This window comes from Nostoc sp. UHCC 0251 (assembly GCF_034932245.1).
Taxonomy (GTDB): domain Bacteria; phylum Cyanobacteriota; class Cyanobacteriia; order Cyanobacteriales; family Nostocaceae; genus Nostoc.
In genome coordinates, this window is record NZ_JAYGHD010000361.1 from 1 (window position 1) to 19,375 (window position 19,375).

Consider the following 19,375-nt stretch of genomic DNA (forward strand, 5'->3'; position numbering starts at 1 on the left):
GTTATTCTCTCTGTCCCCCTTGCCTCCCCTGCCTCCCCTGCCTCCCCTGCTCCCCCTGCTCCCTGCCCCCTTCAATGGAGTTGGGAAATAGCTGTATCAGTGAAACAAACCTCTTCAACCATAGGGGTATAGCCTAGCCACTGCACTCCTGACTGGGAAAACTGTTGCGGACAACCGCTGACGGCGAAGCGAGTTGGCAGTGGTAAATGGGTATTTTTTAAACCTAGTAAGTCTAGCTCTTGGGCACAAGCTGCCACAACATGAACAGCTGGATCGACCAGTTGGACTTGAGAGGGGAGGAGCGATCGCAATACTGGTGTAAGGTGGGGATAATGGGTACAGCCGTGAACTAAAGTGTCAATTTCTTGCTCTAGTAAAGGCTCTAGGTAGGCTCGTGCTACTTCAGTAGTGTAGGGGTCGTGAATCCGATTTTGCTCGATGAGTGGCACAAACTCAGGACATCCAACTTGCCAGACTTGGACATCAGGAGCAATTTCGAGTATGGCCTGCTTATAAGCATTACTTTTCGCCGTAGCTGGAGTAGCAATAACACCAATCCGCTTTCCTTGCTGTACCGCAGCTTTTGCACCCGGCAAGATTACTCCCAAAATGGGTATGTTGAATTCTTGACGCACGGTTTCTAGGGCTAGAGCAGAACTGGTGTTGCAAGCCATAATTACCATTTTTACCTGTTGCTGTTGTAGCCAGGTAAGAATTTCGCGCGTAAATTGTAAAATTTCTGCTTGTGAACGAATTCCGTAAGGAAGTCGAGCTGTATCCCCAAAGTAAATAATTGATTCATTGGGGAGTTGCCGATATAGTTGTCGCAGTACCGTCAGTCCACCAACACCACTGTCAAAGATGCCAATAGGGGCACGTTGGGGTTCAAGAGCCGAAAAATCGTCAAGATTCGCATCAAAGCTCGAAGATGAATACACAGGCAGATATTAATTTAGGTTTTGGGATTTAAAATACAGAATTTAGCAGACTATTTGTTAATTGACCACTAAATTCTGGATACTAAAGGAGTCTAAATACCACCTTTTAATTAATAATTTGTACTATATTAGCGCTGTAAGTATTTTAGGATGCCACGAGCGATCGCTTCTGCCATCCGATTTTGATACTCTGGTGTTCCCAATCTAGGATTGTCTTCTCGACCAGACATATAGCCTGTTTCCACTAGAATCGAGGGCATAGAGCTTTTCCTAAGAACGTAGAATCTGGCTTTGCGGGTTCCCCGGTCTTTGATTGTATCGATGTTCTGGAGGATGCTATTCCGAACTGCTTCAGCCAGAGCATAACCGCTATCGTAATAATACACTTCTAAGCCATTCACATTCGGACGACCATCAACCGAATTAGCGTGAATGCTGACAAACAGAGTCGCATTAACTCGCTCGGCGATATCTACCCGTCCTTGAAGTTCTACGAAAAAATCAGCATCCCGCGTCAGTACTGCTTGTACACCATTTTGCTCTAAAATGGCTGCTACCCTTCTACCAATAGGCAAGACTACATCCTTTTCTAACAGTCCGCCCAGACCAGGAGCACCTGAGTCTTTTCCACCATGTCCTGGGTCAATAACTACTAATAATTTCCCTTTGGGAACCGAGGGGCGCGGCTGTGGCTGTGATATCGGACGGGGATTATCTATGGGGTTTGGAAATTGACCTTGGTTTGGCGATGGCAGAGGAGGTAAAGCAGTAGGGGGTGTGAGGCTACCAGAGCGTTGTAATTCTAGGGCCAAAAGCTGGTCGCCAACCTGATTGAGTTCCCCAATTTGGACTCCGGCTGCTGGTTGAACCAAGACGATAACAGTATTGGATTCTTGTGGTTGCAGGCGAACCCGAAGAATAGGACTATTAGCATTAAAAGTAGGGCCTGTAACCTTGGGAGCTAACTGAGCATTGTTGATAGTGATGCGGAACAGACCAGAGGTTCTATCCCAGCCTCCTGTAGCAGATAAATTTTTGTCGCCTCTAATTAGCAATTGTGTGCCATTATTAGCCAATTGCACAGACTCAATGGTAGCAGGTGAAGTGTTAGTAGATGAGGTGTTAGTAGATGGTATAGGGCGTGGACTATTACCTCCAGGCAACTGGGCAACGCTACGACTAGGCAGAACCACAAAACCACCAATACTGCTAGTGGTTGCTCGCCAATTTTGACTATTTTCATCCACCTGTAAAGTCATGCGAACAACAGATGGGCTTGTTTGTAATTGGCTGAACTGAATCTGGCTGACACCAAAGCGATTAATCGACAAATCGCGCTGTTCGAGACTTGGTGATAAAGTAGCGCCAGCAATATCAATGTTAATTGCCCTTTGATCGTTGCTGCGATTTACCTGAATCTGAGGATTACCACCATTGGTACGGATGAAAAAACCATCGCCTGTGACTTGTAAGTTCTCAATTTGAGTAACCCTGGCGGCAAGCATTCCGTTTTTAGGTGGATTGACAGGGCCTGTTCTCACCACGTTGTAAATATTTCTTGGGGAGAACACTGGTGGAGATGTTCTCGGTGAACTTTCTGTTGCTATAGCTTGCTCTTGTTGCCCCCCAGGATTTGAGGGTACATTTTCGGCTTCTGGCGTAGGTAATTGCACCATCCAGCGATCGCCAGTTGTGCCAACAAATTGTACTCCCTTGGGGTCAAGAGTGTAACCTGGATTCAGTTCAACTACTATGCGGGTTGTTTGTTCGTCAAACTGCCCAACACGAATAGCGCGAATTCCACCGCCCACCTGTTGGGTTAACTGCGGACGCCCAAATGTGGTTCCTGGTAAATCAATTACCAAACGAGTGGGGTTAAAAATTAATTGTGCTTGGGGTTGAACATTCCCTAAAGTATTAAATTCCAGCCTGTTTTGGTTGGCATCAAAACGCCAAGATTCGAGTCTCGCGGCCATTGCCGGCGACGACAGCATGAAGATAGTTCCAATAGTACTGGATAGTAACCAGCGTAATTTCACAGCCTTTTCTCCTGATTCACATTCATGGGAGCCGTCAACATCTCAACATATTGGCAAATCCTCACACCGTCACCGCGCACACTTGAGCTTTGTGCTGGTATTAAGACACAGCTAATGGCGTAAAATATAGCACGCTCCTCTGATTTTGCCATGCCATGAGCCTATATAAATTTGGCTTGCAAAGCATCAGATGACAATAACAAAGAAGCTACTCTTGCCCCGCCGCAAGAATACTGAAATTGTTGTACTACTAAATTTGGATAAAAATGGTAAAGATTAGATGTATTTACTCAATAATTTTGAATAAATTCCTTATCTTCTCTTTAGATACTGAAGGATGCCACGAGCGATCGCATCTGCCATTTGATTTTGATAAGCTGAGGTTCTGAGTTTAGCGTTATCATCTCGACCAGTCAAATAACCTGTTTCTACGAGGATAGAAGGCATAGAACTTTTTCTGAGGACAAAAAATCTGGCTCGCCGCACTCCCCTATCTTTGACATTTATACTTTGGAGAATACTATTATGGACAGTGCGAGCTAGACCCAAACCACTATCGTAATAATACGTTTCTAAGCCATTGACATCCGAACGACCCGGCCCGACTGCATTAGCATGAATGCTAACAAAGATATCAGCATTCGCTCGCTCTGCTAACTGCACCCGTCCCGGAAGGGTAACGAAATAGTCAGAATCTCGCGTCATAACTACTTGTACGCCATTTTGCTGCAAAACCTGAGCTATTCGTTTGCTAATAGGCAAAAGAATATCCTTTTCGCGTAGCCCCCTAAGACCTACTGCTCCGGGGTCTTTACCGCCATGTCCGGGGTCAATGAGGACTACCACTCGCCCCTTGGCAATTGGACGCTGTGGTTGTTTGGGGGGCTGAGGATTGGGATTGTTTGGGTCTGGGAATGGCCCACGGTTTGGCGGTGGTAGCCCAGGTAAAGCAAAGCGGGGTTTTGCGGGGGGGACTGCAACAATTCGACGAGAGCCTTGTATTGGTAAAGCCAAAAGCTGTTCGCTGATTTTCCGGGGCTGCCCAAGTTGCACTCCGGCTGCCGGTTGAACTAAGACAACGACTGTGTTGGGTTCTTGCGGTTGCAGGCGTACCCGGAGAATAGGGCTATTGGGAGCAAAAGCCGGGCCTGTAACTCTCGGAGCTAACTTGGCATTGGGGATTGTGAGGCGAAACAAACCAGAAGTTCTATCCCAGGTTCCCGTAGCAGATAAAGTTTGGTCGGCTCTAATTAGCAGTTGTGTGCCATTATCAGCCAGTTGTACAGACTCAATTATGGCTGGCGAGTTGTTGGCAGATGGTCGGCTGGGAAGGGAAACGGGTTCTGACTGATTATCCGAATTATTACTTCCAGGCAATCTGACAACGCGACTTGGCAGAACCACCAAACCACCGCCGCTACTATTAGTTGCTCGCCAGTCTGGGCTATTTTTGTCTACCCGCAAAGTCAGGCGGACGCCAGGAGTTTGGGATTGTAATCGAGTGAATTCGACGCGGCTAATACCATGCTTGTTAACGGGTATATTATTCTGCTGCGCTAGACGTGGTGATAAAGATGCGCCAGAGATATCCATGAAGATGGTAGCGCGATCGCGGCTGCGAATTACCTGAATTGGGGGATTGCCACCACTGGTGCGGATAAACAACCCATCGCCTGTTACTTGTAAGCTCTCAATTTGCGTCGCCCCTCGTGCAGTAGTAGCAACCCTTGAAAAACTAGGTTGCTGCGGTTCAGAATCTGGGGTAACAACAGTGTAAGCACTTCTGGGAGACGAGGCTATTCTCTCGGCTTCTGGTTTAGGTAATTGCACCGTCCAGCGATCGCCATTTGTACCAACAAATTGTACTCGTTTGGGGTCTAAAGTATAACCAGGTGTCAGCTCGACAACTATACGTGTTGTTTCTGTATCAAACTGCCCAATCCGAATTGAGCGAATCCCACCACCCACCTGTTGGGTTAGTTGCGGACGCCCAAATGTGGTTCCTGGCAAATCAATTACCAGCCGAGTCGGGTTAAAAATTAGTTGTGCCTGGGGTTGAACTGCTCCCACAGTATTAATTTCCAGCCTGTTTTGATTGGCATCAAAGCGCCAGGATTCAAGCTTCGCAGCCATTGCCGGCGACGATAGCATGAAGATAGTTCCAATAGTGCTGGGTAATAACCAGTGTAATTTCACAGTTCTTTCTCCTAATTCACGTTCATGGGAGCCGTCAATATCTCAACTCATTGGTAAATCATCACACCGTCACCACCTAAACTTGGTCTTTGATGCCTTTTTTGATTCTTTAAGCTGGTATAAAGACACGCTTAAATCATTTATCAAGTTTCATATTCGGATTTAGACCCAACATTAAATCTTCCACCTTTGGAGGTGGAGGAATCTGGCTTCCAAGGAAGCTAGAAAACTAATAACTGATAACCGTTCACTGATAACTGTTTTTTATTTGTTGCCATCAATGCACTAAGTAAATAATTCCCATTACTGTCAGATATCTAGCAAGATTTATGGATGTTATTCCTTAATTACCTGGAGAATATTCAGATAAAGGCCTGTAAGCCAAGGGAGGCTGGAAATAAATAACATTCCGAATGTTGGTAGAAATTATAAACAAACGATTATTCTACAATCAGACGGGACGGAAATTTGAGAAGAGAAGTTTCCACTGCACAATCGTAAAATCTTCAAAGCACGGTGATAGTACTGAATTCATCGTGAGTTCTGAGCAAAAATTACTCAGAACTCAGTAATAATTTACCCAAAACTTTGATTAGCGATCGCTAGATTCTGGGGTTATTTCTAAATTGCTACTGTCATTTGATACTGGCACCTTTGACTGAGGTGGTTCAATTAACAACGAAGTTCCAGAGGAACCGTCTAAAACCAGTTGATCTGAGCCTGCATCCATGTTTTTTGGGTCTGGAAATACAAATCGTAACAAAGGAGGAGCTAAAAAGGTTGTCAAGATAACCATCATGATAATTGCCGCCCCCAATGGTTTCGAGAGAGCGCCACTGGCTGCGCCGACACCAGCAAACACTAATCCAACTTCCCCTCTGGGAATCATCCCCACACCGATTGCTAAACGGTTGATTTCCGGTTGACCAAACACGCTTAAACCTGTGATCACTTTACCGAGAATGGCTACTATGATCAGGAAAGTTGCCATAATTAGACCTTCCCGATTATCGGGAATTGCTGGGTTTAACACTCCCAAATCGGTTTTTGCCCCAACAGTCACAAAGAAAATTGGCACCAACATATCGGCAATGGGACAGACTTGCCTTTGCAGTTCTTTGCGCTTATCTGTCTCTTCTAGAACTAAACCCGCCGCAAAAGCTCCCAGAATCGCTTCTAAGTGGATGACGGCGGCAAGGTATGCCATAGCAAAAGCGAAGATGAATGCTGGTATTACTAGTCCACCGCGTGTTTTGAGTTTATCAGCGATCGCTACAAAGGACTTATTGAAAACATTACCTAGTAAGATTGCTCCCAAAATAAAACCAGTGGCGCTGATAATCAGATAAATCACTTTACTTACATCCACCACGCCATCTTTAGCTAGGCTGGCAACTACCGCTAAAACGATGATTCCCAATACATCGTCTATTACGGCAGCACCCAAAATAATCTGCCCTTCTTTAGAATTGAGTCGCCCCAACTCTGACAGCACCTTGGAAGTAATACCGATACTAGTGGCAGTCAAAGCCGCCCCTGCAAAAATTGCAGGTACAGCACCAATCCCAAACAAAGTCATCAGTCCCACAGTACCAGCAGCAAAGGGTACTACTACCCCCACTATTGCTACAACAGTGGCTTGGATACCAACTGCCAATAAATCTTTTAAGTTCGACTCCAAGCCGATTTCAAACAGTAGGATGATCACACCCAATTCTGCTAAAACCGAAACCACCTCAGACTGGGCTGCAAACACTGCTGGACTGGCTTCAGGAGTTAACCCAGCAGTAATTTGAAGGAAGGACATGATCAAAGAGTTAGAACTGTCTGTACTGCCTTCGGGAAACACTAAAAGGTGGAAAACAGAGACGCCTACCACTACACCACCTAGTAGTTCGCCTAATACAGGTGGCAAACCCACTTGGTTTGATAACTCTCCACCAACTTTGCTGGCGAGGTAAACTACTACTAAGCTAAGTAGCACTGCTGCTACTACCATTGAACTGTCTGCGACTTCTGTTGCGGTAGCCAGCAGAGGAAAAGAGAAGTTGATTGGATTTAACAAATGCATGGGTTCCGTGAAAATCCTTCTCTTTGATTTTGACGCGTTTCTGAAAAACGTCTATCTATGGTGACGTAATCCGAATTCAAAATTTCAAACTCAAAATTTAAACAGGTATACAGCGTAAACGTTTCATAGATTTGAGATGGGTGGTTGATTTACGCGATTTTATATTGGTGTAATTTTTTAGTTTCAAAAAATGTAACCATTTCAGCTTTTAACTATGGCAGTGTCAAAGTAAGAACATACAAATCGTATCTAGCGATCGCACTTGAGTTGTGAAAAACTTGTGGTAACTGTTGACTCGTAACAGCCACCAGAAGATTGCTAGATACGTTGATGAAAAACATCTGTGGATACTTTGAGGAGTGCAAATCTTATGACTAGAGCCGCTTTATCCGGTTCTAAGTTTCCATCTGGGAACTTGTGGAAAATACTGCCTTTAGTAATGCTTTTATGTACAAGTTTTACACTACCTGCGTTGGCGCAAGAAAAAGAGAAATTGTGGCGAACCCTCAGTGTCAGTGGTCGCGGAGTTGAAACAATTCCTACAACCTTGGCGCAAGTCACTTTGGGAGTGGAGATTCAAGGGAAAACAGCACAGGAGGTACAGCAAGAAGCCGCCCGGAGGTCATCGGCTGTAGTTGCGTTCCTCAAGAGCCAAAATGTCGAAAAATTACAAACTACTGGTATCCAGCTTAATCCAGTTTACAGCTACACCAATAATGTGCAACGGATAACAGGTTATGCTGCCAATAACACTGTAAGTTTTCGCATTCCCACTGAGAAAGCTGGTACATTATTGGATAATGCAGTGAAAGCGGGTGCGACGCAAATTAACGGGATTAGTTTTGTTGCTAATGATGAAGCGATCGCCTTAGCGCAAAAACAAGCATTAAAAGAAGCTACTCAAGATGCCCAGCAGCAAGCTGATGCCGTTTTCAGTGCCTTAGGTTTCAAAGCCAAAGAAGTGGTGAGCATTCAAGTTAATAATGCAAGTCCACCTCCACCACCCATGTTTTTACGGGCTGAAGCTGCCAAGGTAGCTGATTCTTCCACCCCTGTCGTTGGTGGTGAACAGGAAGTGGAAGCATCGGTGACATTACAAATTAGTTATTAGTCATTTGTCATTAGTCCTCTCTTACAAAGTCTGAGCGCCGGAAGCCGGCGCTCAGACTTTGCGCTTTGTCATTTGTCAGGGCAAAGGACTAATAATTAATGCCCAATTCCCAATTCCCAATTAATTAAAAATGTTCTGGAGACATATCTCCTGTTCTCTCGTCTCCATCTTGCTTAGAACCCAGTAAGTCCACTTGATCTACTACAATAACTGGTTTAGAACGGCCGACTCCTGTCTGGCGATCGTTCCATGTGTCAAACTTCAACGAACCTTTAACGGCAATTTGCTTACCCTTACGCACATAGTTTTTTGCAAACTCTGCTGTCTTTCCCCATAGTTCTAACTCGAACCAGTCCGGTTGATCGCTGTTACGGGATCTCCGCCTGACAGCTAGTGTTAATTTACATACAACTTTACCAGAATCAAAAAATGTTATATCTGGGTCGCCGCCTACACGACCAACAAGGGTGACAACATTGATACTCATACGTATTACCTTTCAGTACAAGTGTACTTGTGAATTCTGACTTTCATCATAGCGAATTGTGAAACACTTGAAAATAATGTGTTAAACAGTTAACAATATAGTTGACTTGAAAAATTATACATACTACTTGGAGAAACACATAAAACTATACGGATATACTAATTTAACCAGAGAATATCAAAACATACATACCTGAGACATCGTAAATATTCCTGGGAATCATATAAAAATATAGTCGTAGTTTACTCAACTCAGGATACAAACATAATCGAATTAACTCTTACGGTTGTAGTCAAAAAGTATCGCACATAGGGGACTTAGAAACGCGTGGGTATTTTTAGGAACTTTCGCACATCATGGGATATGGGTATCGACCTCGGTACCGCTAACACGCTCGTTTATGTATCTGGTAAAGGTATTGTACTGCAAGAGCCTTCTGTAGTTGCTATCGATGTCAACGAAAAGGTAGCACTGGCAGTAGGAGAAGAAGCCAAAAAAATGCTCGGTCGCACACCTGGAAATGTGATTGCCCTCCGTCCATTGCGCGATGGTGTAATCGCCGATTTCGATATAGCCGAGCTGATGCTGAAAAGCTTTATTCAGCGTGTAAATGAAGGTAAATCTTTAATCTTACCCCGGATTGTTATTGGTATTCCTAGTGGTGTCACAGGAGTAGAAAGGCGAGCTGTAATGGATGCAGCTCATCAAGCAGGAGCAAGAAAAGTGTATTTAATCGATGAACCTGTAGCTGCGGCCATTGGTGCTGGGCTACCTGTTGCCGAAGCAACTGGCAACATGATCATCGATATTGGTGGTGGGACAACAGAAGTTGCAGTGCTGAGTCTTCAAGGTACGGTAATCAGCGAATCAGTACGCATTGCTGGAGATGAACTAACTGAATCGATCATTCAGTATATTAAAAAAGTTCATAACTTAGTCATTGGTGAACGGACTGCCGAGGATATCAAGATTCGGATGGGTTCTGCCTATCCTACCAATGATGATAATGATGCCATGATGGAAGTCCGGGGCTTACACCTGCTTTCTGGTTTACCGCGTACTGTAACGATCAAAGGGCCGGAAATTCGTGAAAGCATGTTGGAACCGCTATCAGTAATTATAGAAGCTGTGAAGCGGACACTGGAACGCACACCTCCAGAACTAGCAGCAGACATTATCGACAGAGGTATTATGTTAGCTGGTGGTGGTGCTTTGCTCAAAGGCATAGATACCTTAATTAGCCATGAAACGGGGATTGTTACCCACATTGCCGCCGATCCTCTCTGCTGTGTTGTGCTGGGAACAGGTCGTGTGTTAGAAAACTTTAAACAGTTAGAGCGAGTTGTCATCGAAAGCTCTCGCAATATGTAACAAAAAAATATCAGACTTGAGTTCTATTTGAGTTCTATTTGGGTTCTATACAAATAGAGTCCAAGTAGAACTTAATTATGTAAGTGTAGCAAGGTATATATGGTTACAATACGGCGTTGGTGGGATCATAAAGGGTTACAAATCGGGTTGTTAGCTCTAGTAGTTGGTAGTGCTTGGGTATTGCGACAAACTCAAGGTGAATTAGTGCTTGAGACATACCATGCAATTACCCGTCCGTTAGAGATGTTGCAGTCAGGGCCAACTCCAGAAGAACGTCTTAGAGATGCTCGGGTATTTGAATTGCAAACCCGTATAGTAGATTTAGAAAGTCAAAACACAAAGCTACAAGATTTATTAGGCTATGTGGAAAAAGAACCACTAGCATCACGGCCAATTCCAGCGCGGGTAGTAGGACGTAGCGCTGACCAGTGGTGGCAACAAGTTACTCTGAATCGCGGTGCGAATGCAGGGATTCAAGAAGGCTTTATAGTCAAGGCAGATGGCGGATTGGTAGGTTTAGTGGAGAGTGTAACTCCCAATACTAGCCGCGTGTTGTTAATCAGTGACCTCAAGAGTCAAGTGGGCGTATCAATTAGTCGGACAGCAGCTAAAGGCGTTTTGCGAGGAGATTCTTCTGCAGAAGCTGTGCTGGAGTTTTATGAAAAAGTCCCAAATGTTAAGGTAGGAGATTTAGTTTCCACATCTACTTATAGTCAGAAATTTCCATCTGGCTTGGCAGTAGGACGAATAAAGTCGCTGGATTTAAAGAAACTTCCGGCATCAGTGGCGAAAATTGAGCTTTTTCCGCCAATCCGCTCTCTCGATTGGGTAGCTGTTTATCCAAAGCTAGAAAACCAAGAGTCGGAAACTCAAAAGCCTAAGTAAATACTTTGAAAAAATCCATAGAAAAATGAAGATTCCTGCATTTAGTGGCAGCAGGCAGAAAAAGCCAAAATCGTCAAACCGAAAATCGAAATTCCAAATCCAGCCGCTTTCTCGTTGGCATCCTAGTGTACGTCAGTTGTTGGGTTGGATTGTGACGGCTAGTTCTGTACTGTTATGTTTACTGTTATTACCAACCCGCCTGCCAGGTATAGAATTATTGGGAATTGGCCCTAACTGGTTGTTAATTTGGGTGGTAGCTTGGAGTGTGAAGCGCACAGTTTTTGCTGGAGCATTGGCAGGTATAGTTCTGGGGCTACTTCAAGATTCAATGACATCACCTCATCCTACTCATGCTCTCAGTTTAGGTATAGTGGGAATTTTAACTGGTCTGCTCCAAAAACAGCGTTTTATCGAAGAAGATTTTATTTCAATTGCTGTAATTGTATTTGTTATGGCAGTTTTGGCAGAAACTATTTTTGGATTGCAATTAACTTTGATGGGCAATGAGCGCAAAGTCACAGATATTTGGACATATTACCAGCGTGTTGCTCTAGCTTCTGCCATTCTTAGTAGTTTATGGGCACCTGTAGTCTATTATCCCCTAAATCGTTGGTGGCAGAGGATCAAATTGTTGGAGCAATAGGAAAGGGTATTAAGAGTTAAAAAGGGAATAGGCTACAGGTGAGAGTAAAGAAAATTATCCTTTCTACCCTGTAACCCAAATCTTTATGGAATTTGAGCAATCTCTAGCAATATAGATTCAAGCTACATTGAATCAAACAACACCGTATCATGGTAGTTAGTAGCATCTATGTCTGATGCTTTCTTTTTTGCCTTAAAAAAATATCAGGTAAATCATCTTTTGATTTCCTGACGGCAAAATGTGGAAGCTTTCACTGATTAACCTAGTTGGAGAACGCTGATGTCTAAGGAAAGAAAAAGTAATAAAGAAGTTAAAAAACCTAAAAAAGATCCCAAAGACAAAAAGGAGAAAAAAGACCCAAGCAAATAGGACGATTTAGGTAAGTAACTCTAGCGAAGACCAAGAGTTGCATTTCTTTAAATTGACAATACTTTATCCAGCAGCATTGAATAGGAAAAGTTATTGTCAAAAATTTATTCACCCTTGGTCAAGCCTCAAAATCTGAGAATTTGGGTTAGTGGGTGCGATGTCTACGACGGGCTACGCCTACGCAACTAAATTAGGCAGGAGTAAACTTCAGCGAAACACCGTTCATACAGTAGCGCTTGCCAGTGGGTGCAGGGCCGTCATCAAAAACATGACCCAGATGGCCACCACAGCGACTACAATGCACCTCAGTTCTGGTCATAAATAATGACCGATCTACAGTAATAGCGATCGCACCTTCAATCGGGTTAAAAAAGCTAGGCCAGCCAGTGCCACTGTTAAATTTGGTATCAGAGGTAAATAGTGGTAGTTCACACGCGGCACAATAATAAGTACCATTGTCGTATTCCTTATCCAATGGGCTGGTGTAAGGACGTTCAGTCCCATGTTTACGCAATACACGAAACTGTTCTGGCGTTAAAATGGTGCGCCACTCTTCTTCAGGTTTGGTAATTTCAAATCCACTGTTAGAAGTTGTCATGGCTTCTGACTCCTGATTGTTGTAAATATACTTTGATAGCAATGCTGTGCCGACGATTACGGCACTAGCTTGTAAAAAATACCGTTTGTCCATATATCTATTATTTTCTATTTTCCGCTTAACTGGCCATCAATTCCAGTACGGGATTCACTGCTTTAATTACTATAATCAGCGATCGCCCTGAATTAGCCCTGATCAAGTGATTAAAATTAGCTAAGAAACAACAAAATACCGATCAACTTGACCAAAAAGGCAGGGGGAAGGGGAAAGACTTATTGCAAGTTATCATCTCTTTTCACCTTGCCCCTGCCCCTTTTCCTCTTTAGTTGATCGATTTTGGACAGTACGCCTGGATGTTGTGCATAGATTACCTAGTGTAGTGACATTCAATCATCATCATCATCAGAGGTATTTGTGAGATTCTGAGTTATCCTCTGTTTACCATGACCCGTCAGAAATGCAAATGCGCGAGTAAGCCGCTTCACCCCACTTAGGGTAATCAGGGTCAGCACCCCTCCTATTAATCCCATTTGCCACAGACCACAACCGATCGCAGCCCCCAACCCGGCTGCTGTCCAGATACAAGCTGCTGTAGTTAAATTTTTTACTTTTGGTACTGAAGATTTTCTACTAGGAGACTCTTGTAAAATCAATCCGGCTCCGAGAAATCCTATCCCAGTAGCTACACCTTGAATTGTACGACTCAGGGCATTGGCGGCATTATAGGAACTTTCACCCTCAGCTTGCAAAGGTATCATCACGAATAGTGCTGCCCCCATACTCACGAGCATGAATGTTCTCATCCCTGCTGGTCTACCCCCTTGTTGACGATTAAATCCAATCAAACAACCAACCAGGAGCGCCAAAGACAATCTAAACGCTATATGTGGCCAATCGTTGGCAGTAATAAACATTGGCCCCATTGTCTTATTTCTCCTAGTGACAGAATGGAATTTTGCGCCTATTGCCAGTGGGCTGGATAGCTACCCACGTTCATACCTGAAAACTTAAGTACAGTAGATCAATGGATTTAACGTATATTAAGGTTAATTTAACAAAAGGTTAGCAATAAGTAAACTACTATACACAAACCTGTTATTGCCGTATTCTCCCTAGAGACAGAAAAAGGGGAGAAATAACTAATACCCAATACTCTCGTCCAGCAACCATATTCGCCCTTGCAGTTTGGTGGTTCCTCTCCCATCGCCCAAAAATAGCTGCCAAGCATGTAGATGTTTATCTAACTTGGCGCGAACCAACGGCGCAAGTAGCCGAGAAGATTGCATCAGATCGCAGACTTGCAGAAGCAACATATTTTAAGTCCATTTGGCGAGATTGTTGCAAATAAAGATTTTCCTAAGCAGCATAAGGAGAAAGTCACATCCATATCCTAGTAAAGTTTAGGTATTAGGGACTAGAAACTGAATTCTTCCCAATTGCCAGTCCCGATTAAAAAAATTGTAGAAATTGGAGATTAATTGAATGGCAAATATTTTAGCGATCGCAGGTAGTCCAACCCATCCCTCTAGAACCTATGGTGTTGTCGAATACACTGCCAAGCTTTTACAACAAGAAGGCTTGCACGTAGACATTATTTCAGTTCGGGATTTACCTGCTGAAGATTTAGTTTTTGGACGATACGACAGCCAAGCTTTAGAACAGCCCAAAGCTTTACTAGCAAAGGCAAATGGTGTGATTATTGCCACGCCAATTTACAAAGCTGCTTATACAGGAGTGCTGAAAACATTTCTAGATTTGTTACCACAAAAATCATTGACAGGTAAACCCGTGTTACCAATTGCCCTTGGTGGGACGATCGCTCACTTATTGGCAATTGAATATGCCCTGAAACCCGTCTTATCTGAATTAGGGGCGCGGCATATCTTAGCTACTGTTTATGCAGTAGACAAACAAATTCAACGACAAGCTGATAATAGCGTGCTGTTAGATGAAGAAATTGAGCAAAGACTCAAAGACGTTCTCAAGGAATTTGTGAAAGCTGTAGAATATGATGCCGCAGCACCTCAAGAATTGATTCATGCCAATTAAATAATCAAAGCTATGATGCTGAGTATCAACTAGAAGCTCTCAGCACCGTAGCTACTTCAGCGCTAGTTACTCAGAAGTTAAAATTGATGCGCTTTTTTGGTTAGATTAGCCAGTAAATTAGATGTAGGGCTTGACACTCCCCGCCCTGCTAAAGGGAACGGGGATTCTTGGTTCTTCCAAACAGCCTTAAATTTTAATGTCCCACCCACTAATCGCCGACTAGCAGACTGGCAGTACTTAACCAAACAATCGATAACCATTGCACGAGAGGTCCAGTCAATTCATTAAAAACCCAGTGGGCATTTGTCCCCAAGCTTTCGGATACTTTGCTGGAAGTGCCTTAAAAAGCTGTTCCTTCCTTTTCTCCAGATTCCAGCGTGCCCCGCCGTATCTTTGTTTTTAAGTTTTTTCTTTTCTGGGATTGTCGATACCTGCTGGATACCATCGGTTTTTATAGAGGTTTATCCTACCTCTAGCATTATTGTTTTACGCTCAATCGTGTAGGGACACCCTAGATTTGTATTGTCACGTAGCGGCGGTTATTCTACCTGTGCTATACTTTTAGTATAGGGTACGGTTCAAAGTATGTCAACAGGAAAAGGAAAGAAAAGAGTACGAAATGTCCCAGTTCTACATGATGAGCCAAAGAAAAAACGCGGAGTTTGGTTAACAGATACTGCGTGGCATTCAATTCAAGAATATGCGGCTCATCATGGAGTTAGTGCTAGTGAATGCTTAGAAGAGTTAATCAGAAAACAAAACTTGACGGTGGTTAAAACCACCTGAGTCGTTTTTCATCCCCTACCGTCCATGACAGAATACGGTACTGCGTACCTGTTCTTTAGGGGCTTTCAAACATCCCAGTATTCTTTGTAAAAAAATAAACTCAATGAAAGCAATGTCTAATGACAGGCCGCAAGCCGTCTGCGCTTCTGATTTTGCATCTATCGTCGGCGAAGAAAATGCTGTTTGTCTTTGGGAAAATATCGAACTCGGTCAGCAAAAACGTATCCAACAGGCTATAGCTTCTGGAAATTCACCCAGTTGTATTGTCTATCCCAGCACCCAAGAACAGCTAGCCGCAGTCATTGCCACAGCTTACACAAACAACTGGCGCGTCCTCCCTTGTGGTAGTGGCAGTAAACTCAGCTGGGGCGGTTTAGCCAAGGGCGTTGATATTGTAGTCAGTACAGAACGCATCAACCAACTGATTGAACACGCTGTTGGTGATTTGACTGTCACGGTAGAAGCTGGGATGAAATTCTCTGATCTGCAAGCACTTTTGGCAAAGTCGCGGCAATTTCTCGCCCTTGACCCCACAGCCCCAGAGTTAGCAACCATTGGTGGTATTGTTGCCACAGGTGATACAGGTTCTCTGCGGCAACGTTATGGTAGTGTGCGTGACCAGTTACTAGGTATTACTTTTGTCCGTGCTGATGGACAAGTTGCCAAAGCTGGAGGAAGAGTAGTAAAAAATGTCGCCGGATATGACTTGATGAAATTGTTTACTGGGTCTTATGGCACATTAGGCTTTATTACTCAACTAACTTTTCGCGTATATCCGCTACCAGAAACATCGGGGACAGTGGTATTAACTGGTAAAGCTGAGGCTGTATCTCAAGCGGCTGATATTCTTCGAGGTTCGGCATTAACACCAGTTCAGGCTGATTTGCTATCAAATAAATTGGTGTCTAGTTTAGGTTTGGGTGAAGGACTGGGATTAATTGCCCGCTTTCAAAGTATTAGTGAGAGTGTCAAGGAACAGTCAAACCGAGTTTTGGAAGTAGGACAAAAGTTAGGTTTAAATGGAGCAATTTTTGCCGATGGTGATGAAGGTAATCTATGGCAAAGATTGCAAGAACGAATACATACTACTGCTACAGAAACAGTAATTACCTGCAAAATAGGAGTGTTACCTACTGCTGCTGTGGAGATTTTGACTCAGGTGGAGTTGGGTTTAATTCATATAAGTAGTGGTTTAGGTTTGTTACAATTAGAGGATAAAAATCAAGTTTTGAAAGTGCGCGATGAGATACGCTCTGCTGGAAGCAATCGCACTCAAGCTAATAGAGGTTTTTTAACAATTCTGGAAGCACCAGTGGCGGTTAAAGAACAAATAGATGTTTGGGGCTACACAGGGAATGCTTTGCCGTTGATGCGCCGTATTAAGGAACAGTTTGATAGTAAGAATATTTTAAGTCCCGGTCGGTTTGTGGGTGGAATTTAGTTTTAAGAAAACGTAGACTCGCAGATGCTTGCCGCAGGCTACCGCAGAGACGCTGAGATAGAGAGGGGAAAGGTAAGAATATGCAAGTTTCAGAAAATTCTGTTAATAATACGGCTAGTTTAAAGAATTTGAAAGGGTTTGATGAGAATCATCCGCCTGACCCAAAGTTGATTGATAGTTGTGTACATTGTGGGTTTTGTCTTTCGACTTGTCCCAGTTATCGGGTGCTTGGTAAGGAGATGGATTCTCCTAGAGGACGCATCTATTTAATGGATGCAATTAATGAGAGTGAGATTGCTCTAAATACGGCAACTGTAGAACATTTTGATTCTTGCTTGGGGTGTCTTGCTTGTGTGAGTACTTGTCCTTCTGGTGTGCAGTATGACAAGTTAATTTCTGCAACTCGTCACCAAGTTGAACGAAATTATCCTCGCAGTTTGCCAGACCAATTTTTTCGTCAACTGATATTTTCTTTGTTTCCTTATCCTAATCTTTTACGGATTTTATTAGTTCCGTTGTTGGTTTATCAAAAGTTGGGGTTTGCTAAATTCTTTCGTGCTACGGGTTTACTGAATAAAATATCGCCCCGTTTGGCAGCAATGGAATCAATTCTGCCAGAAATTACTCTCAAATCTTTTCAAGATAATTTGCCTACTATTATTAGTGCCCAAGGTGAGAAGCGCTACCGAGTTGGGGTAATTTTGGGTTGCGTGCAACGGCTGTTTTTCTCCCCAGTGAATGAAGCAACCGTGCGGGTTTTAACAGCTAATGGTTGTGAAGTTGTGATTCCCAAATCTCAAGGTTGTTGTGCAGCGCTTCCCGAACACCAAGGACAAACAGAACAGGCAAAAGCTTTAGCAAGGCAAATGATTGATAGTTTTGCCAAGACTGATGTAGATTTTGTGATTATCAATGCTGCTGGTTGCGGTCATACTTTAAAAGAATACGGTCACATTTTAGAAGATGACCCAGAATATCGGGAAAAGGCAAAGGATTTTGCGGCTAAGGTTAAAGATGCTCAAGAATTTTTGGCAACTGTTGGCTTAACAGCGAAACTTTCACCGCTGACTGATAAACCCTTGAATTTAGTTTATCAAGATGCTTGTCATTTATTGCATGGACAAAAGATTAGCGTCCAACCGCGTCAGGTATTGCGACAAATTCCAGGGGTGAAGTTGAGAGAACCAGTAGATGCAGCTTTATGTTGTGGCAGTGCTGGGGTTTATAATATGCTGCAACCGGAGGTTTCTGAGGAATTGGGTCAGCAAAAAGTGCAGAATTTGTTGAATACTGGCGCTGAGTTAATTGCTTCTGCTAATCCGGGGTGTACTTTGCAAATTACGAAGCATTTGCAGTTGCAAGGTAAGAAGATTTCAGTTATTCACCCGATGGAGTTGTTGGATTATTCGATTCGGGGTGAGAAGTTGAAATTGTAGATATTTCTTGTGGGGTGGACATCTTATCTGCCCTTGATTGTAGGCGGGTGAGACACCCACCCCACAACACAAGAAAAGTTCCATTGTTGTCTCGTCTATCTCGTTCCTATGCTCTGCATGGGAATGCCCCTCGTTGAGGCTCTGACTCAAAAGCAGAGTTAGAGCAGCAGGAGTTTCATGTGGTTTATTTTGAGTCTAGCCAAAGCCTGGATATGGCTGATATTGATGTTACAGATATTTTACTGGCAGTAGCTCGTGAGGTGAGTCAAAGTCTAGAAGCAATCAAAATTAACCCTCTTCTGTCACTTTCCGAGATAAGCAAGTAGTTCAGGAGCTAAATCACCCATAAGCATAAGAGGGTTTAAATTGATTCATTGCAGCAATTTTTTTAATGAATTGGCTACTTTCACCATATAAACTATCAGCCAGTACTAATTCAATATTGAACCCTGATTCCATTAATTCTGTAATTATCTCTGATGCTAGCTCTATTTTAGTTTTATATTTATCTGACTCCTTTAATGTTCCTTTTGGTTTAAATACTTTGACGATTAATGGAAAAGTTATATTAGCATAAACTCCATAAGCATTGACTGAAACTATTCCATTATCTATTTTCCCTACGCTTCCTAAATATTGTCTAGCTACATAATCAGTCTTTTTACCTTTTTTCCTATCTCCTGTTTCATCTATTACTAATGTAATTGCCCGACCATCTAATTGTTTCTTTAACTTATTTAATCTTCGTTGTTTTAATTTATTTACTGACCAATCTGAATTTGCTAAAAAATGGTGTAATTACTGTGCCGAATTTATGCTCACTACCTTTGCTATCTCTGGTAACGATTTTCGTTTTATCGTTGATATTATCCCCATGTGTAAATATTTGAAGCACTCATAATTCCTTACTTCTTTAAATAAGTCTTTATACTCTGCACAATATTCATCTACGATC

At 43.1% G+C, this 19,375-nt stretch carries 17 protein-coding genes and 3 pseudogenes; 10 read left to right on the forward strand and 10 right to left on the reverse strand.

All coding sequences use genetic code 11. From position 1 onward, the window contains the following. Nucleotides 1–71: 71 nt before the first annotated feature. The 6 genes from murI to VB740_RS30445 all read right to left on the reverse strand — a co-directional run bounded on the left by murI (nucleotide 72) and on the right by VB740_RS30445 (nucleotide 7,585). Nucleotides 72–938 carry a glutamate racemase gene (murI, locus tag VB740_RS30420; RefSeq protein WP_323203565.1) on the reverse strand — a complete coding sequence of 289 codons (867 nt, stop codon included), beginning with the start codon at nucleotides 936–938 and terminating at the stop codon, nucleotides 72–74. A 128-nt stretch (nucleotides 939–1,066) separates the two neighbouring features. Beyond that, on the reverse strand, nucleotides 1,067–2,977 hold the full coding sequence (locus VB740_RS30425; RefSeq protein ID WP_323203566.1) for an N-acetylmuramoyl-L-alanine amidase: 1,911 nt from the start codon (nucleotides 2,975–2,977) through the stop codon (nucleotides 1,067–1,069). Further along, nucleotides 2,974–3,129: a hypothetical protein gene (locus tag VB740_RS30430; RefSeq protein WP_323203567.1), complete on the reverse strand. Its 156-nt coding sequence runs from the start codon at nucleotides 3,127–3,129 to the stop codon at nucleotides 2,974–2,976. Before VB740_RS30430 ends, VB740_RS30425 begins: the two co-directional genes overlap by 4 nt. A 160-nt stretch (nucleotides 3,130–3,289) precedes the next feature. Further along, a complete protein-coding gene (locus tag VB740_RS30435) occupies nucleotides 3,290–5,173 on the reverse strand; it encodes an N-acetylmuramoyl-L-alanine amidase (RefSeq protein ID WP_323203568.1) in 1,884 nt (627 codons plus the stop codon). Nucleotides 5,174–5,765: 592 nt separating this feature from the next. Continuing rightward, nucleotides 5,766–7,244, reverse strand: a complete 1,479-nt coding sequence (locus VB740_RS30440) for a cation:proton antiporter (RefSeq protein ID WP_323203569.1) — start codon at nucleotides 7,242–7,244, stop codon at nucleotides 5,766–5,768. A gap of 212 nt (nucleotides 7,245–7,456) precedes the next feature. After that, the gene (locus VB740_RS30445) at nucleotides 7,457–7,585 is read right to left on the reverse strand and encodes a hypothetical protein (protein WP_323203570.1); all 129 of its coding nucleotides are present in this window, start codon (nucleotides 7,583–7,585) and stop codon (nucleotides 7,457–7,459) included. A gap of 29 nt (nucleotides 7,586–7,614) precedes the next feature. On the opposite strand from VB740_RS30445, the gene VB740_RS30450 reads away from it, so the two are divergent. Then, the gene (locus VB740_RS30450; protein WP_323203571.1) at nucleotides 7,615–8,355 is read left to right on the forward strand and encodes an SIMPL domain-containing protein; all 741 of its coding nucleotides are present in this window, start codon (nucleotides 7,615–7,617) and stop codon (nucleotides 8,353–8,355) included. A 124-nt stretch (nucleotides 8,356–8,479) separates the two neighbouring features. On the opposite strand, the gene VB740_RS30455 is transcribed toward VB740_RS30450, so the two are convergent. Beyond that, nucleotides 8,480–8,842 (reverse strand): single-stranded DNA-binding protein, encoded by a 363-nt coding sequence (locus tag VB740_RS30455; protein ID WP_323203572.1) that lies wholly within the window; start codon nucleotides 8,840–8,842, stop codon nucleotides 8,480–8,482. 363 nt (nucleotides 8,843–9,205) lie between these two features. Here VB740_RS30455 and VB740_RS30460 point away from each other — a divergent pair, with 363 nt between their 5' ends. From VB740_RS30460 to mreD, 3 genes are all read left to right on the forward strand, one after another. Further along, a complete protein-coding gene (locus VB740_RS30460; protein ID WP_323203581.1) occupies nucleotides 9,206–10,213 on the forward strand; it encodes a rod shape-determining protein in 1,008 nt (335 codons plus the stop codon). Nucleotides 10,214–10,312: 99 nt separating this feature from the next. Further along, a complete protein-coding gene (gene mreC / locus VB740_RS30465) occupies nucleotides 10,313–11,098 on the forward strand; it encodes a rod shape-determining protein MreC (protein WP_323203573.1) in 786 nt (261 codons plus the stop codon). Between the two features lie 25 nt (nucleotides 11,099–11,123). Then, a complete protein-coding gene (gene mreD / locus VB740_RS30470; RefSeq protein WP_323203574.1) occupies nucleotides 11,124–11,741 on the forward strand; it encodes a rod shape-determining protein MreD in 618 nt (205 codons plus the stop codon). Nucleotides 11,742–12,300: 559 nt separating this feature from the next. Here the strand turns inward: mreD and msrB are convergent. Both msrB and VB740_RS30480 read right to left on the reverse strand, forming a co-directional pair. Next, nucleotides 12,301–12,801 (reverse strand): peptide-methionine (R)-S-oxide reductase MsrB, encoded by a 501-nt coding sequence (msrB, locus tag VB740_RS30475; RefSeq protein WP_323203575.1) that lies wholly within the window; start codon nucleotides 12,799–12,801, stop codon nucleotides 12,301–12,303. Between the two features lie 293 nt (nucleotides 12,802–13,094). Next, nucleotides 13,095–13,631: an MgtC/SapB family protein gene (locus tag VB740_RS30480; RefSeq protein WP_323203576.1), complete on the reverse strand. Its 537-nt coding sequence runs from the start codon at nucleotides 13,629–13,631 to the stop codon at nucleotides 13,095–13,097. Between the two features lie 234 nt (nucleotides 13,632–13,865). Between VB740_RS30480 and VB740_RS30485 the strand changes: the two are divergent. The 6 genes and pseudogenes from VB740_RS30485 to VB740_RS30510 form a co-directional block, all read left to right on the forward strand. Then, nucleotides 13,866–14,017, forward strand: a pseudogene (locus tag VB740_RS30485) (alkanesulfonate monooxygenase); the annotation flags it as partial. A gap of 173 nt (nucleotides 14,018–14,190) precedes the next feature. Next, nucleotides 14,191–14,757 carry an NADPH-dependent FMN reductase gene (ssuE, locus tag VB740_RS30490; protein ID WP_323203577.1) on the forward strand — a complete coding sequence of 189 codons (567 nt, stop codon included), beginning with the start codon at nucleotides 14,191–14,193 and terminating at the stop codon, nucleotides 14,755–14,757. 585 nt (nucleotides 14,758–15,342) lie between these two features. Further along, a complete protein-coding gene (locus tag VB740_RS30495) occupies nucleotides 15,343–15,543 on the forward strand; it encodes a hypothetical protein (RefSeq protein ID WP_323203578.1) in 201 nt (66 codons plus the stop codon). 103 nt (nucleotides 15,544–15,646) lie between these two features. Next, a complete protein-coding gene (locus VB740_RS30500; RefSeq protein ID WP_323203579.1) occupies nucleotides 15,647–16,984 on the forward strand; it encodes an FAD-binding oxidoreductase in 1,338 nt (445 codons plus the stop codon). A gap of 80 nt (nucleotides 16,985–17,064) precedes the next feature. Further along, entirely contained in the window at nucleotides 17,065–18,420 is a 1,356-nt protein-coding gene (locus VB740_RS30505) for a (Fe-S)-binding protein (RefSeq protein ID WP_323203580.1), read from the forward strand. Nucleotides 18,421–18,569: 149 nt separating this feature from the next. Further along, nucleotides 18,570–18,713, forward strand: a pseudogene (locus tag VB740_RS30510) (ATP-binding protein); the annotation flags it as partial. Nucleotides 18,714–18,789: 76 nt separating this feature from the next. Here VB740_RS30510 and VB740_RS30515 read toward each other — a convergent pair. After that, nucleotides 18,790–19,374, reverse strand: a pseudogene (locus tag VB740_RS30515) (IS701 family transposase); the annotation flags it as partial. Between the last annotated feature and the right edge of the window lies 1 nt (nucleotide 19,375).

What these genes read in the sequence shown, in the direction of transcription:
- VB740_RS30450 (WP_323203571.1), top strand. Translation starts at nt 7,615, where the DNA reads ATGACTAGAGCCGCTTTATCCGGTTCTAAGTTTCCATCTGGGAACTTG.
- VB740_RS30440 (WP_323203569.1), bottom strand. Translation starts at nt 7,244, where the DNA reads ATGCATTTGTTAAATCCAATCAACTTCTCTTTTCCTCTGCTGGCTACC.
- msrB (WP_323203575.1), bottom strand. Translation starts at nt 12,801, where the DNA reads ATGGACAAACGGTATTTTTTACAAGCTAGTGCCGTAATCGTCGGCACA.
- ssuE (WP_323203577.1), top strand. Translation starts at nt 14,191, where the DNA reads ATGGCAAATATTTTAGCGATCGCAGGTAGTCCAACCCATCCCTCTAGA.
- VB740_RS30500 (WP_323203579.1), top strand. Translation starts at nt 15,647, where the DNA reads ATGAAAGCAATGTCTAATGACAGGCCGCAAGCCGTCTGCGCTTCTGAT.
- mreC (WP_323203573.1), top strand. Translation starts at nt 10,313, where the DNA reads ATGGTTACAATACGGCGTTGGTGGGATCATAAAGGGTTACAAATCGGG.
- VB740_RS30445 (WP_323203570.1), bottom strand. Translation starts at nt 7,585, where the DNA reads ATGTTTTTCATCAACGTATCTAGCAATCTTCTGGTGGCTGTTACGAGT.
- VB740_RS30505 (WP_323203580.1), top strand. Translation starts at nt 17,065, where the DNA reads ATGCAAGTTTCAGAAAATTCTGTTAATAATACGGCTAGTTTAAAGAAT.
- VB740_RS30430 (WP_323203567.1), bottom strand. Translation starts at nt 3,129, where the DNA reads ATGGCAAAATCAGAGGAGCGTGCTATATTTTACGCCATTAGCTGTGTC.
- VB740_RS30495 (WP_323203578.1), top strand. Translation starts at nt 15,343, where the DNA reads ATGTCAACAGGAAAAGGAAAGAAAAGAGTACGAAATGTCCCAGTTCTA.
- VB740_RS30480 (WP_323203576.1), bottom strand. Translation starts at nt 13,631, where the DNA reads ATGGGGCCAATGTTTATTACTGCCAACGATTGGCCACATATAGCGTTT.
- VB740_RS30460 (WP_323203581.1), top strand. Translation starts at nt 9,206, where the DNA reads ATGGGTATCGACCTCGGTACCGCTAACACGCTCGTTTATGTATCTGGT.
- mreD (WP_323203574.1), top strand. Translation starts at nt 11,124, where the DNA reads ATGAAGATTCCTGCATTTAGTGGCAGCAGGCAGAAAAAGCCAAAATCG.
- VB740_RS30455 (WP_323203572.1), bottom strand. Translation starts at nt 8,842, where the DNA reads ATGAGTATCAATGTTGTCACCCTTGTTGGTCGTGTAGGCGGCGACCCA.